Below are 14,191 nucleotides of genomic sequence, written 5' to 3' on the forward strand. Positions count from 1 at the left end.
TTCCTTGCTTTCTTTCTGCTTTTTGCTGTCTTGTTTTTTGCGACAGCTTGTGTATATTAACACTTGAGCTTAAGCTTGTCAACAAAAATTGTAGATTTATTTCGAAAAAGATTTTTCTCTTTTTTAAGATACAAGATATGCTAGCTTGTCTTCCATATTTTGTAGTTTAGTTTTTCCCTTGCTTAAATAATGATAGCTTTCTTTTTACCGAAGTATATAATGGATATACATTTACGGAAAAAGGAGTACAAAAGATGGAATTTCCAATAGATTTCTTTTTGGATGAAGTTAGAGAAGGTTTTTTTATTCCCGCCATGATGAAACGGGCTTGGGCTGCGGAATTGGAAATCTTAGTTGAGATTGATAAAATTTGCGAAAAACATAAACTTCGCTATTTTATTGATTATGGGAATCTATTGGGTGCCATCCGCCACAAGGGTTTTATTCCTTGGGATGATGACATTGACATTATGATGCTGCGAAAGGATTACGAAATCTTCGCAAAAGTGGCTAATAAAGAGCTTCCTAAAGAATTGCTTTTTCGCTCTTTAAAGGAAGACAATAGTAACGGCGAGTTAGTTAGCTCTGTCCAACATAAGGAAATGCTGATTTCCACCGATGCCATCGGGAAATACCACAACTATCTTTATGGAGCCGGTGTTGATATTTTCTCTTATGACTATCTTTCGGAAGATACTGAAAAAGAAAAACAACGAATGGAGCTGCTGAAATCCCTATGCATTCTTGCTTCTTTTCCCTTTACTGAGGGCGACAAGAAAGCTGTTTTGGTAGAAGAAGCAAAAAAGGTGGAAAAAATAACCAAAGTTAAACTATTGCATTCTCCTCACTACCGAGAAACTATTCTAAATCTTTTATCAGACTGTTTTCAAAGATTTAATCAGAATCCCGGAAGTAAAATTGCCTGTTTACTGGATTTTATTATTTATCAAGGGCAAGGTAAAGGCATTTTTAATGCGCATTGGTACGATGAACAAGTTTATTTGGATTTTGAATTTTTAGCGCTTCCTGCGCCAAAAGAATATATAAAAGTCATCTCCGAAAGATACTATGATTATGAAACTATAAAAAAAGGCGGAGGAAATCATGATTACCCCATGTATCGCAAAATGGAATCGGCCTATAGGGATGGAATTGGGGGAAAGCTTTTCTACGAATATTCTATCGATAAAAATGATTTAAAGAAAAGATCAAATGTATTATCTATCTTTAAAGAAGAAAATAAGTCAGAATCCCAAAAACCGCGCCTGTTTTTTCTTCCTTCCCTTTACTCTCGCTGGGAGTCCATGAGGGGGCTATTTTTAGAGGCAAATAAAGATGACTCTGTGGATTGTTTCCTTATGCCCCTTCCTTATTATTACAAAGACGGGCTGGGAGGCTGTTCTCCGGCACAATGGGACTATGCTTTATATGAAGATGAGTTGGGAAAAGACAACCCTTCTCTTTTGGATTTTAGGACTATCGATTTAAAGGAGATTTCTCCGGATCTTATTTTCATAAATGATCCCTGTGATGAATATAACTTAAGCTTTATGCTTGATCCGGCCTTTTTTAGCAAAAAGCTAAAGTCTTGTACGCAACAGTTGATTTATATTCCTTGGTTTGTTACTTCCGAAATTGATTTAGAAGATAAGGAAGACGGAAAAGCCATCGTGAATGCGGAAAATTATGTAGTCATGCCCGCTCCGGTGCATTCCGATTATGTGATTTTACAATCCGAAGGAATTGCAAAGCTGTATCAAAGCTTTTTAGAAAAAGAAAGCGGAGCGGAGTTTGCAAACTATTGGAAAGAAAAGCTTCTTCCCTTCGGAAGCCCCCTCTTCGACAAGGATAAAGATAAAAAAAAATATGCTTCTAAAGCTATATGGGAAAAGTTGAAAGCATATCAATAGATTCAAAAGACCGACCAAGGCAACGCTGCCCTATGGTCGGTCTTTTTTAGACTTTTAATTCCTTAGATACTATATCTATTGCAATTCTCAGTCGCAATTTTATGCTTTATATAACTAGCCTGCAATTTCTCTGGCTACGAAGATTCCGGATGCGGAGGCATGGGAAAGGGAATGGGTCACACCGGAACCGTCTCCAATCACATAGAGCCCCTTTACACAGGATTCCAAATGCTCATCCAATGCCACTTCCATGTTGTAGAACTTAACCTCTACTCCATAAAGAAGGGTATCTTCATTGGCTGTACCGGGAGCAATCTTATCCAGGGCATAAATCATTTCCATAATGCCGTCTAAAATTCTCTTGGGAAGCACCAGGCTCAAATCTCCGGGTGTTGCCTGAAGAGTAGGCTGTACCAGTCCCTCCTCAATTCTCTTATGATTACTTCTTCTTCCTCGCACCAAATCACCGAAACGCTGAACGATTACACCGCCTCCCAACATATTGGAAAGTCGGGCAATACTTTCACCGTATCCGTTACTGTCCTTAAAGGGCTCTGAAAAATGCTTAGCCACCAAAAGAGCGAAGTTGGTATTTTCCGTATGCTGCTCTTCTCCCTCGTAGCTGTGTCCGTTTACGGTAACAATGCCGTTGGTATTTTCATTAACCACGATACCGTTGGGATTCATACAGAAGGTACGTACATTATCCTCAAAAAGCTCGGTACGATAAACAATCTTACTCTCATAAAGCTCATCGGTTAAATGGGAGAAGATTACGGCAGGAAGCTCCACGCGAACACCGATATCTACGCGATTGGACTTAGTGGGAATGTTCATGTCTTTGCAAACCGTTTCCATCCACTTACTTCCGGAACGACCTACAGAGATAATGCATTTATCCGCATAAAAATCTTCTTTCTTGGTATGGAGATGGAAGCCGTCTTTCTCCAGCTTTTCCACCTTTTCCACCGGACAATCAAAATGGAATTCCACCTGATCCTTAAGCTTGGCATAAAGATTTTCCAATACCACGTAGTTGATATCTGTACCCAGATGGCGAACGGAAGCATCCAAAAGCTTCAAACGATTTTGCATGCAAAGCTTCTTAAACTTTGTTCCTGCGGTGGAAAAAAGTCTTGTTCCTTCGCCTCCGTTTTCCATATTGATTTCATCTACATACCGCATCAGAGAAAGAGCTTCCTCTTTTCCGATATATTCGTAAAGCGTTCCCCCAAAATCATTGGTAATATTGTATTTTCCGTCGGAGAAGGCTCCGGCTCCTCCAAAGCCGCTCATAATGGAACAGCTTTTACAGGAAATACAGCTTTTAATCTTCTTTCCGTCAATAGGACAATGTCTCTTTTCCAAGCTATGCCCCGCTTCCAAAACTACCACGGAAAGCTTACTGTTTTTTTTCATCAGCTCGTAAGCCGCGTAAATTCCTCCCGGTCCTGCACCAACAATCGCTACATCATATTTCTTCATCCAAGCCTCCTGTAACTCCCTTACTACCGTAAAGGACTAGACCCCGCTTTTTTGAAAAAAAGCATTTTACGATTTAGTATAGCATAAATTTCCCCTCTTTAAAGTATTTAAAATATACAGAGGAAAAGGGATATATAATAAGCACTCACATTCTTTTCTATAGAACAGGTCCGGAAAGAGGGCACGCTCTCGCTAACCTCGCCACGCATCGGTACTAAGCTTCAAGCTTCGCTTTCAGCAAGTACCGGCGGGCTCAGATTGCCCCTTTTCCGGACCTATTCATAGAAAAGTGGATTTTCTCCATATTTCCAATGCATTAAAAACAGAAAAGGAACAGGAGTTTCTCTCCCATCCCTTTTCCTCTGTATATTATAAAACTATGATTTTGTTGCATTCCATGTCATGACATAAATCGTAAACCATTCCGGTCTGTAGCTCTACCACCTTGGGTCTTGTGGGATAACGCTTGTTGTTCTCTACCACCTTGGCCATCTGTCCCGTGGACAGCTCCACAATGGTATCTACCGGATAGAGGATCACGCTTTCAATAAAGCTTTGAATGATAGCGTTGTCCAACTCGGAGCCCATAGCCAAGACCATTTCCATAGCTTCTCTTCCGGTAATCGGTCCTTTATAAGGGCGCTTGGTTACCAGTGCATCAAATACGTCCGCCACGGAAATAATTCTGGAAAACAGGGAAATCTGGCTGCTGCCCAAGTTGTCCGGATAGCCCATTCCATTCATCTTCTCGTGATGATGCAATACGCCATCCAAAATAATGGGGGAAAAGCTGTTCTTTTCCTTCAAGATTTCATAGCCGAATAGGCTGTGGTTCTGAATCACCGTAAATTCTTCATCCGTCAGTTTTCCCGGCTTATTCAAAATTTCATTGGGAATTCTGGCTTTTCCCACATCGTGCAGTAAGCCTGCAATTCCAAGCTGGTGAAGCTCTTCCTTCGGCAGGCCGTATTCTCTTCCAATCATCATGGAAATGGCCGCCACGTCCACACTATGCTTAAAGGTGTACTCATCACTGATTTTAATGAGGTTCACGTCAATCGCCACCGCATCATTTTTGAAGATGGCTGATTCCAGCTCTCCGAAAATATCTAAAGAGTTGGCAGCAAAGTCCTTATCCTCCGTGTGGTCGAAGATATGGTTCATTCTTTCTTCCAGCTGTTTCTTCATTTCCACGGAAAGCTGAATTTTAGCACGATCCGGTTTTCTATGCTGGCGAATAATCTGCTTGGTTTTCTCCGGAATTTTGATGTCTTTATCATCTCGCACCCGGTAAATATAGATTCCCGGCAGCTTTTTTTCTTTGATATAGCGCACCTGATAGGCATCCAGATAAACGCCGTTTTCAATCATGGCTCTTCCACGAATGTCTTTTACCGACTCACCCAGCTGCATGCCAATCTGTATATCATCTCTTCGTACAAATAGCTTTTCTTCCATTCCTTCCTTTCCTTCTCTGACCATCTATAGCCGAACACACTTTTCCCTTTTCGACCTTTCCCTATATTTCTATCTTATGCAAAGGAGAATGCAAAATGCCTCCTTCTAACACAAAAGCGGTTACTTCGAATTTCGTCAAAATAGCCGCTTTTTATAAGATTTTCTATGGATTTCAGAAAGAATTAATAATGCTTATTAAATTATTCTATGGAAGTAAAAGCATCCATATTCTGGATTCTTGAAAAGCTGTTCTTCAGCTCGATTATAGGTCATCCTCAATCGCTGTACTCTTGGCATAAGCTGTGGAACGAGCTTCAAAGAAGTCCGTCTTTACCATGTTGGCATCCGCATACTGGGATACCCATTTCATGGATTCCGGCTCCTTCTCATAGCCCTCATAAAGGTTGGGCAAGCCCAGAGAACGATAACGAAGGTTTCCTAAATAACGGATGTAATCCTCCACCATTTTCCCGTTAAGACCGGGAATGGAGTCTCCGATTACATACTGCCCCCAGGCGATTTCCTGCTCCACACCCTTCTTCACCATCTCGGTAATTTCCGCAATATGAGCCTCGTCAAATAGCTCCGGTTCTTCCTTTTTTAACTCCAAAAGCATATTTCTGAAAAGCCAAAGGTGAGTATTTTCATCTCGGTTAATGTAGCGAATTTCCTGTACGGAACCGGGCATTTTTCCATTTCTTCCTAAGTTATAGAAGAACATAAAGCCGGAATAGAAGTAGATTCCCTCCAAAATAAAATTCGCAATACAAACTCTTAAGAAGCTGTCCTTACTCTGCTTTTCCACAAACTCATTGTAGAGATTTCCGATAAACTCATTTCTCCGTAAGAGATGCTCATCCGTCTTCCATTGGTAGAGAATGTCGTTTCTTTCCGTAGGATTACAAATGGTATCCAGCATATAGCTGTAGCTTTGGCTGTGGATACACTCCTGGAAGGTCTGGATGGAAAGGCAGAGGTTCACCTCATTTGCCGTAACATACTGGGAAATGTTGGGCAGGTTTGCGGATTGCAAAGAATCCAAATACACCAGAAAGCTCAGTATTTTATCATAGGCTCTTCTTTCCGCCTCGGAAAGCTTGGGATAATCACTCTTGTCCTGATTTAAGTTAATCTCCTCAGGTACCCAGAAGTTGTTCATGGCCTGACGATACCAATCCGACACCCACTCATATCTCATGTTGTTAAAGTCATTGATATTGGTCGTATTGAAATTAATCATTCTACGATTTCGAACATCAATATCCCCTTCCGGGTTAAATAAGGGCTTACGCTTAATCTCTTCCATACTCTATTTCCTTTCCTACTGCATTGAAGCAGTAGAGTAATCCATTCTTTTTGTTATCCTTGAAAAGGCTATTGCGATGCTTCCTCTCTATGCGGAGCAGGACTCACAATCCTCCGGATCCAATGCCTTGGACCTTACATAGTAAATGGTCTTGACCCCGCATTCCCATGCCAGAGTGTAAAGGTTTAAAAGCTCACTCATCTTGTACTCATTGGTAATCCAGAAGTTAAAACTCTGGGCCTGGTCAATATGTCTTTGACGAAGTCCCGCCGCCCGTACGGACCAGGTCTGATCCATCTGGTGGGCAGACTTATAATACCAGTAGGTATCCATAGAAAGCTCCGGTGCCACTCTGGGCAGAATTGCCCCCTTCTTCTCTTCTAAGAAGAAGCGATTCATAATGGGGTCTAAGCCGGCGGAGGTTCCGATTAAGATAGAGGTGGAGCTGGTGGGGGCAGTAGCCAAAATCCAGGCATTGCGGATGCCCTCATGAACTTCCTGCTTTAAGCTCTCCCAACGGGGACTGTTATAATTTCTTCTGCTAAAGTATTCTCCGGACTCCCATTCAGAGCCTGCAAAAGCACTGTAGGCACCTCTTTCCTTAGCCAATTCACTGCTGGCCTTAATCGCCGCATAGTTAATATTTTCAAAAACCTTATCCACAAAGTCCAGATGTTCCTGAGACTCCCAGGCAATATGGTGCTTTGCCAGCATGTGGTGATAACCGGAAACCCCTAGACCGATGGCTCTGTAACGCTTGTTGGTAATCTCCGCCTCTGCCACGGGATAGAAATTTAAGTCAATAACATTGTCCAAAGCCCGGACAACGGTTTTGGTGATTCTCTCAAGCTCCGGCTGATTTTCCACCGGAATATTGCCAAGACAGAGGGATGCCAGATTGCAAACCACAAAGTCTCCCGGCTTAACGGTGCTGACAATAACTTCATCCCCGTCCTTGGTCACTACCTTCCGCTCGCAAATCTCCGCTTCCTTCATGTTCTGAGCGATTTCCGTACAAAGGTTGGAGCAGTAGATAATTCCCTTATGCTTGTTGGGATTCATGCGATTTACGGTATCTCTGTAGAATGCAAAGGGAGTTCCGGTTTCCACAGCGGATTTCAGAATCAAACGCACCAAATCCTTTAAGACATAGACTCTTTTGCTGATTCGGTTGTCCCGTACGCAGTCCTCATAGCGACTTTCCCACTCTTCTCCGTAGAAGTCCTCTAAGCAGTAGCCCTTTACCAGGAAAATGTCATGGGGATCCATTAAGTACCATTCCTGATTCAAATCTTCCTTTACCTTCTTCCAGAAAAGGTCAGGATAACAAACTGCCGGGAAAACATCATGGGCCTTCATTCTGTCGTCCCCGTTATTGGTCTTTAACTGTAAAAATTCCGGCAAATCCTTATGCCAAGCATCCAGATATACAGCTACCGCGCCCTGGCGCATTCCCAACTGGTCCACAGCCACCGCAGTATCGTTTACCACACGAATCCAACGGATGACACCGCCGCTGGCTCCCTCGAAGCCGCGAATCTTTCCCCCTCTGGAACGCACCTTTCCGAAATACATTCCCATACCACCGCCATATTTGGAAACATCCGCAAACTTGGAAATGCTCTGATAAATGCCGTCCAAGGAATCCGGAACCGTATCAATAAAGCAGGAGCTTAACTGGTGGTAGGGCTTTCTGGCATTGGACTGGGTAGGGGTGGCCATGGTCACCTGATGAAGGCTCATCATATCGTAGAACTCCTTTACATACTGTAAACGGTTCTCCTTTTCCTTCATGGCAAGGTGCATGGAGATTCCCAGATACATTTCCTGGGGACTTTCCAGTACCACATGCTGATGATCTCGAATCAGGTAGCGAGACAAAAGAAGGTCCAGTCCGGAATAACCGAAAAGGTCATTTCTGCTCTGATCAATAAACTTGGCAAGTTCCTCCACCTCTTCCTTGGAATAGTGCTCTAAAATATAAGCACCATAAAGTCCCTGCTCTGTAAGGTATACCAGCTTATCATAAAAGCTGTGGAGATTTCTGCTCTCCTCCGCCTTCTTTAATTCCTTATGGAAATGATAGGAACGTAGTCTTCCCGCAATTCTTTCCCATCCCGGTTCCTCCTGGGTGGTAAGCTCCGCCGCCGCTCTGGTAAGAAGAGCCAAACGCTTGCTAAGCTCCTGCTCTCCCTTGCTTAAGGACAGGTACTTTGCGGAAAGTCTTGCCAAATCATAATCCGGAAAATCCTTTTGACAACGACGAAGTACATCGTCAATCTCATTGTCTCCGATTTCCTCTTTGATTCTCTGACGAAGATGTCTTAAAAGAGTTCTCTTCTCTCTATACAGGATATAGGCTCTGGCCACCTTGTAATCCCCGTTATGCATCAGGGCTTCTTCCACCGCATTTTGAATTTCCTCTACGGAAACTCTATGCTTCTCTGCCAGGCTCTCCTCTACCTTTCCCAAAAGAAAATGCAGTTTTTCCTGCTCTACAGAAATTCCCTCAGAGAGAAAGGCCTTTTCCATCGCTCTTTCAATCTTCGCTCCCTGATAGCCCTCTTCCAAAAGACCTCTTTTAATAATTGTTTGCATAGTACCCATCTTTCTCTACTACCGTATCGGCTCTATTTTTTCGCATAAAAAAAGGCTTTAAGCCACTTTTCCCTTGAAAAACCTTGCCCCTTCATATTCCTCACAAAACACAAATTCTTGTGTCGCAATAGACACGCCAACACAATATAGCAAGAAATCCTTCCTCTAGCAAGTGCTTTTTCGGAATCTTTAGAATTGATTTTGTCCATTGAAAAAGCAGGTCCGAGGACCCGCTTTTTTACATCTGTATATTATTTTATCCGATAATCTCTCTTTCATTGGCCAAGAGAATCTTTCCGCTTTGGCAGGCCGGGCAAATACAGGTATCCTCTCCCTTTGCCTTAGCTTCCTTTGCGGCAGCGGCAGTATTCTTCGCTCCCTCTTCTCCGAAAATAGCTTTTCCGGCTTCACTTTCCGCAAGGGCAATCAAATCATCGATACTGGTAATATCCTCTTTGATTTCCTGAATCAAAGCCTTTGCCTTTTCCTGTTCATGCTCCGTTCCGAAGGCCTCCAAATATGCCTGGGCTGCAGCCTTTCCCTCCGGGCATAGGCTATAAGCCTCTAAGAATCTCTCCACTTCCTGCTTTAACGCCTCTCTTGTCATATTGTCCTCCTTTTCCAAATTAGTTTAATAAAGTTCTACGGACAACATTATAACACGAAATGAAAGGGGCGGTGAAAAATCAAAAAAGTTAAACACTTTTTTAATTTTTCATAAGCCCTTACTTCTCCAGTTTCTTCATAAACAGTTCTTTATTATCTCTAGGACTTTCCTTTGGTCTTCCCAGATTCTCCCGGGAATGCATGGCGCAACGAACTTCTAAAAATATCGGTCCATCTTCCTTGGCACTTTCCAAAAGAACTCTTTCCAAGTTCTTTTGGTTTCTTACCAGATAGGATTTACTGTATCCGCAAGCCTTTGCCACACTGCCATAATCGATGTTTGGAGAGACGGTGGGCTGGCCTCCTACGGTTTCATGAGCCTCGTTATTTAAAAGGATATGTAAAATATTTTTTTGCCCCGATGATCCAAGAACTGCCATAGCCCCCATATGCATCAAAAGAGCGCCATCTCCGTCCAGACAAACAATCCTTTCGTTCTCCTTTTCCAAAGCAATTCCTAAAGCTATGGAACTGGCATGTCCCATGGAACCCACGGTAAGAAAGTCTCTGCTATGGTCCTCACCCCGTTCTTCCCGAATCTCATAAAGCTCTCTGCTGGCTTTTCCGGTAGTGGAAACAATGGGAGAATCTCCGGTATAGTCTACGATGCAGCGGATAGCATCTTCTCTGGAAAAGTTATAAGCATTGCTATAGTGATAGCCGTGCTCCTTCTCCAAAGCCCCCTTCTTTACCACAATAGCAGCCTGTCTGCCCTTTTGAAACTCTTTTGCAAAGCCCTCTAAAGCATTTTTTAATTCTTCCTCTTTGCTCTCCTTCTCCAAAACAAAGTAGGGAATCTGTAATAGCTTTAAAAAATCCAGTGTGATTTCTCCTTGAAAAAGATGCTGGGGTTCATCCTTTACCCCCGGTTCTCCTCTGTATCCGATCACAAGGAGAAGGGGAATCCCGTAGACTCTTTCCGAAGCCAAAGACACTAAGGGATTCATGGCATTGCCCTCTCCGCTGTTTTGAAGATAAACCATGGGCACCTTTCCACTAGCCAGATGATATCCTGCTGCAAGCGCTACAGCATTGCCTTCATTGGCTACAATGTGGTGTTGCCTCCCTGTACCGTATTTTTCCATTAATTCATCACAGAGAGCCTTTAACTGGGAGTCCGGAACTCCGGCAAAAAAATCCGACGGACACAACTCTAAAAATCTCTCAACCTTCATAGGGGCCTCCTTGCTCTACTAAGCTGTCATTTATTGTTATATTTCTATCATAAGCTTTCTTTGCTTTTCTGGCTATTGCTTTTTCATCATGAAACATAGAATATTGAAAATTCTTGAGGCAAAAGAATAGATTTTCCTCAGCTTCCAGAAAATCTTTCTTACCTGATTCCCAAAATCTCCTTATACAAAAGCCCTATGTCCTCTTCTCTTAGCGCAATGGGGTGATTGGAAAGTCTTTCCGGATTCACGGCTGCGACTAAATTCTCCAAGTCCCCCTCCTTTACCGAAAGATTGGGAAGAATCTCCAAGTCCTCCAAAATTTCTAGATAACGCTTTGCTCCCTCTTCTTCCGTTTCTGCCGAAAAGCATTTTGCCAAAAACAGCAGGTTTTCCGGATGTATCATACGGCTTTTTTCCCTACACATAAAAGGATAAAGCGCACGGTTTACCATGGCGGTGGCCAATCCGTGGGGAAGCTGACAGATGCTCCCCAATTTATAGGATAAGGCGTGACCGGCAGTGGTTTTTGTCACCGCAATAGCCTTTCCCGCAAGATTGGCAGCTTCAGCAATAGACTCCAAAACCGACTCCGAAGGGTCTTCCGCTGAAGAAGCTTTTCCTTGAACTTTCGCCTCATTTTTATTTTCCAAAGAAAGATAGGCTTTATAATTCGTTAAAATCAAAGAAATAGCCTTCTGTCCATAAGCTCTGCTGTCTTCGTTGCTGTATTTTGACCAAATCGCCTCCATGGCATGGCTTAAAGCATCTAAAAGAGTGACCTTCTTCTGGTACATCGGTAAACTTCTTAGACTTCTTGCATCCTCTATACGATACTTCGGGTAAATGCTCTCATGCTCCACAGAGCATTTTTCTCCATCTTGGTAAATTACCGCAAAGGGAGTACTTTCCGAACCGGTCCCCGCCGTGGTGGGATGCACCAATAGAGGAATATCATTCTCTCGATATTCCTGTTCCAAATACGGTCTATCCTTGGATAAGCCTGTAAAAAGCTTAATGCACTTTGCCGTATCCAAGGCGGAGCCTCCTCCAACCGCTAAAATACTGTCTCCGCGAAAGGCGGAAAAGGCCTGAATCCCCTCTTCCACCTCCTCCAATCGGGGATTGGCCCGGAAATCGGAAAAATGATAAAAAGCAATATAAAGCTCCGAAAAAAGCTCTTGCAATTCTTCCCCGATGGGAAGCTTGGAAAAGGAGCTTCCTGCCACCAGAAAGATTCTTCGGAAGGAATGTTCTTGAAAAAAGCTTTTCAACTCTTCCTTTAGATTTTTCTTTCCCAGTACAATTTGATTCTCTATTTCCGCTTTGGTCATTGCTCATTCATCCCTTTCTCATTCACGCTGTTACATACTACATCGATATAAAATATCACAAGCCACCTACAGAGGCTCATAAAAACGAGATTCCCCAAGGAAACGCCTATGATACGCATTAAGAATTATAAAAAGAGATGCCAAAGTTTTCTCTGTGGCATCTCTTTCGGAATCCTTCTAGTCTTCTTCCGGAATTAAACGGATAATGTCCTGGAAGGGCATCAGCATGCTGTCGCATTCCTCTGCTCTTTCCTTTTCCAAAATCAAGGTGGCCGCCTTCTGAATCGCCGGCACGGTAGCCCGCATCAGTTGGTTGGCATAAATCACCACATTGACTCCTCTTCGCTTAAATTCCTCTTCCTTTACACTGTTAAAGCTGGTGGGTACCACAACGATATAGCAATCTTTCTCTTTTTCCCGGAAACGCTCCACAAAAGTAAAAATCTCCGTGGGATCCTTCTTTCTGCTATGAATCATTATAGCATCCGCCCCCGCCTTTCGAAAAGCAAAAGCTCTCTCCAAAGCATCCTCCATGCCTTTTTCCAAAATCAGGCTTTCAATTCTGGCACAAATCATAAAGTCCTTGGTTCTTTGGGCATGCTTACCTGCCCGAATCTTCTCCGAAAAGGCCTCAATACTGTCTTGAGTCTGCTCCACCTCTGTCCCGAAGAGAGAATTTTTCTTCAGTCCCGTCTTATCCTCTATAATCACCATGGATACCCCAAGACGTTCCAGGCTTCGCACAGTATACACAAAGTGCTCCTTGATTCCGCCGGTGTCTCCATCAAAAATAATGGGTTTCGTAGTAACCTCGGTAATATCCTCAATGGTTCTGAAACGGGAACTCATGTCCACCAGTTCAATATCCGGCTTTCCCTTAGCAGTGGAATCGCAGAGAGAGCTTACCCACATGGCGTCAAACTGGTGAGCTCCTCCCTCCTTATAGACCTTGGTCTGCTCAACAATCAAACCGGTAAGTCCGTCATGAGCCTCCATGGCGGTAACCAGCCCCTTCAACTCCAGCTCCTTTTTCAGTCTTCCTCTTCTTACATCCGGCATGGAAAGCTCCGCTTTGGTTCTTTTTTCCAGCTCTGCGTACTTTTCTTCCTTATGATAGGGAAGTTCAATTAGCTTTCCTCCATAGCTTGCCAAAACACTGCAAACCTCTTCCCGTATGGGCTTTTGGAAACCAATCTTCCAGTTATCTCCATGAAGAACATAATCCGGCCGGTATTTTTCCAGATTTTCCCTATAGGATAGGCTGGACTGTTCTACTACTTGATAGACTCCGGAAATATTTTCAAACATGGCCTTTCGCTCGGAAAAAGGCACTAAGGGATAACGCTTATAAGAAGCAATCACTTCGTCCTTCAGTACGCCTACAATTACTCTTCCCAGACGCTTTGCTTTTTTGATAAGAGCCAAATGTCCGTTATGCAAAATGTCCGTGGAAAAGCAAATATATACGGTGCGCTTTTTGATTTCCGATAAAATATTGGATACCACTGCTAAGTCATCCGGATTATCTACTTCCTGGCAGAGCTTATTCCCAACATCATAGAAATTGAGGGGAATATGCTCTAAGACAGTATTTAAAGCTTCCTCTGCATATAGTCTTCTCTTCTCCTCATCACCGGATTCACAAAACGCCACAATGGCGGAAAGCCATTTTTCAAAATCCTCTTTTTCTAATTTATATAAAGGCTGAGCAGCAAAGGCCTGTTCAAAGTAGGAAATTCCTATCTTTTGAATCCTGTCATTCTCCACCACCGCCTTAAAGTCCTTTTCCGGAAGCTCTTTCGTCTTACTTCCCGCCATCAAAGAACCTTCGGTTTCGCAAAAGGAGAAAAACACATCGTTTTCCACCACCAAATCTCCGTGCATAAGCAAAATATCCGTGTCTTCCAGATACTTTCTCGCCAAATACATGGAATAAATGTAATTGGTGTTCTCGTAATTGGGATTCCGCACAAAGGTATAGCTTAAGGGGAGCCCAAGACTTTCCACATAGTGAATCAGCTTCTCCTCAAAGGGACCTGTAGTAATGATCACCTCGGAAATCCCCTGCTCCGCCACCTGACGAAGCTGTCTACTGATAATGGTTTCCATGCTGGCAATTTCCGTCATACATTTGGGGTGAGTCTTGGTCAGATCTCCCATACGGCTACCCTTGCCGGAATTTAAAATTAAGGCCTTCATCCTTATCTCCTTTTTCTTTTCCTTTTTCAATCTATCTTTAAAAAACCTCTTTGGATTTTCTTT

The 14,191-nt window shown here is 43.1% G+C and carries 9 protein-coding genes; 1 reads left to right on the top strand and 8 read right to left on the bottom strand.

Translation table 11 applies throughout. The features are described 5' to 3' along the window. Positions 1–254: 254 nt before the first annotated feature. On the top strand, positions 255–1,910 hold the full coding sequence (locus tag RDQ32_RS03350) for a LicD family protein (protein WP_308579112.1): 1,656 nt from the start codon (positions 255–257) through the stop codon (positions 1,908–1,910). 114 nt (positions 1,911–2,024) lie between these two features. Here RDQ32_RS03350 and RDQ32_RS03355 read toward each other — a convergent pair whose 3' ends face one another. The 8 genes from RDQ32_RS03355 to aepX form a co-directional block, all read right to left on the bottom strand. Next, entirely contained in the window at positions 2,025–3,395 is a 1,371-nt protein-coding gene (locus tag RDQ32_RS03355; protein ID WP_304070013.1) for an NAD(P)/FAD-dependent oxidoreductase, read from the bottom strand. A gap of 369 nt (positions 3,396–3,764) precedes the next feature. Continuing rightward, positions 3,765–4,853 carry an HD-GYP domain-containing protein gene (locus tag RDQ32_RS03360; RefSeq protein ID WP_308579113.1) on the bottom strand — a complete coding sequence of 363 codons (1,089 nt, stop codon included), beginning with the start codon at positions 4,851–4,853 and terminating at the stop codon, positions 3,765–3,767. Positions 4,854–5,115: 262 nt separating this feature from the next. Beyond that, a complete protein-coding gene (locus tag RDQ32_RS03365) occupies positions 5,116–6,159 on the bottom strand; it encodes a ribonucleotide-diphosphate reductase subunit beta (protein WP_308579114.1) in 1,044 nt (347 codons plus the stop codon). Positions 6,160–6,246: 87 nt separating this feature from the next. After that, positions 6,247–8,757: a ribonucleoside-diphosphate reductase subunit alpha gene (locus RDQ32_RS03370; RefSeq protein WP_308579115.1), complete on the bottom strand. Its 2,511-nt coding sequence runs from the start codon at positions 8,755–8,757 to the stop codon at positions 6,247–6,249. 256 nt (positions 8,758–9,013) lie between these two features. After that, the gene (locus RDQ32_RS03375; RefSeq protein WP_308579116.1) at positions 9,014–9,364 is read right to left on the bottom strand and encodes a hypothetical protein; all 351 of its coding nucleotides are present in this window, start codon (positions 9,362–9,364) and stop codon (positions 9,014–9,016) included. 118 nt (positions 9,365–9,482) lie between these two features. Beyond that, on the bottom strand, positions 9,483–10,598 hold the full coding sequence (gene aepY, locus RDQ32_RS03380; protein ID WP_308579117.1) for a phosphonopyruvate decarboxylase: 1,116 nt from the start codon (positions 10,596–10,598) through the stop codon (positions 9,483–9,485). 158 nt (positions 10,599–10,756) lie between these two features. Beyond that, positions 10,757–11,929 carry a phosphonoacetaldehyde reductase gene (locus tag RDQ32_RS03385; protein ID WP_308579118.1) on the bottom strand — a complete coding sequence of 391 codons (1,173 nt, stop codon included), beginning with the start codon at positions 11,927–11,929 and terminating at the stop codon, positions 10,757–10,759. A 177-nt stretch (positions 11,930–12,106) separates the two neighbouring features. Continuing rightward, the gene (gene aepX, locus RDQ32_RS03390; protein WP_308579119.1) at positions 12,107–14,128 is read right to left on the bottom strand and encodes a phosphoenolpyruvate mutase; all 2,022 of its coding nucleotides are present in this window, start codon (positions 14,126–14,128) and stop codon (positions 12,107–12,109) included. Positions 14,129–14,191 lie beyond the last annotated feature (63 nt).

It is taken from the genome of uncultured Oribacterium sp. (genome assembly GCF_902481605.1).
GTDB classification, from domain to species: Bacteria; Bacillota; Clostridia; order Lachnospirales; family Lachnospiraceae; genus Oribacterium; species Oribacterium sinus.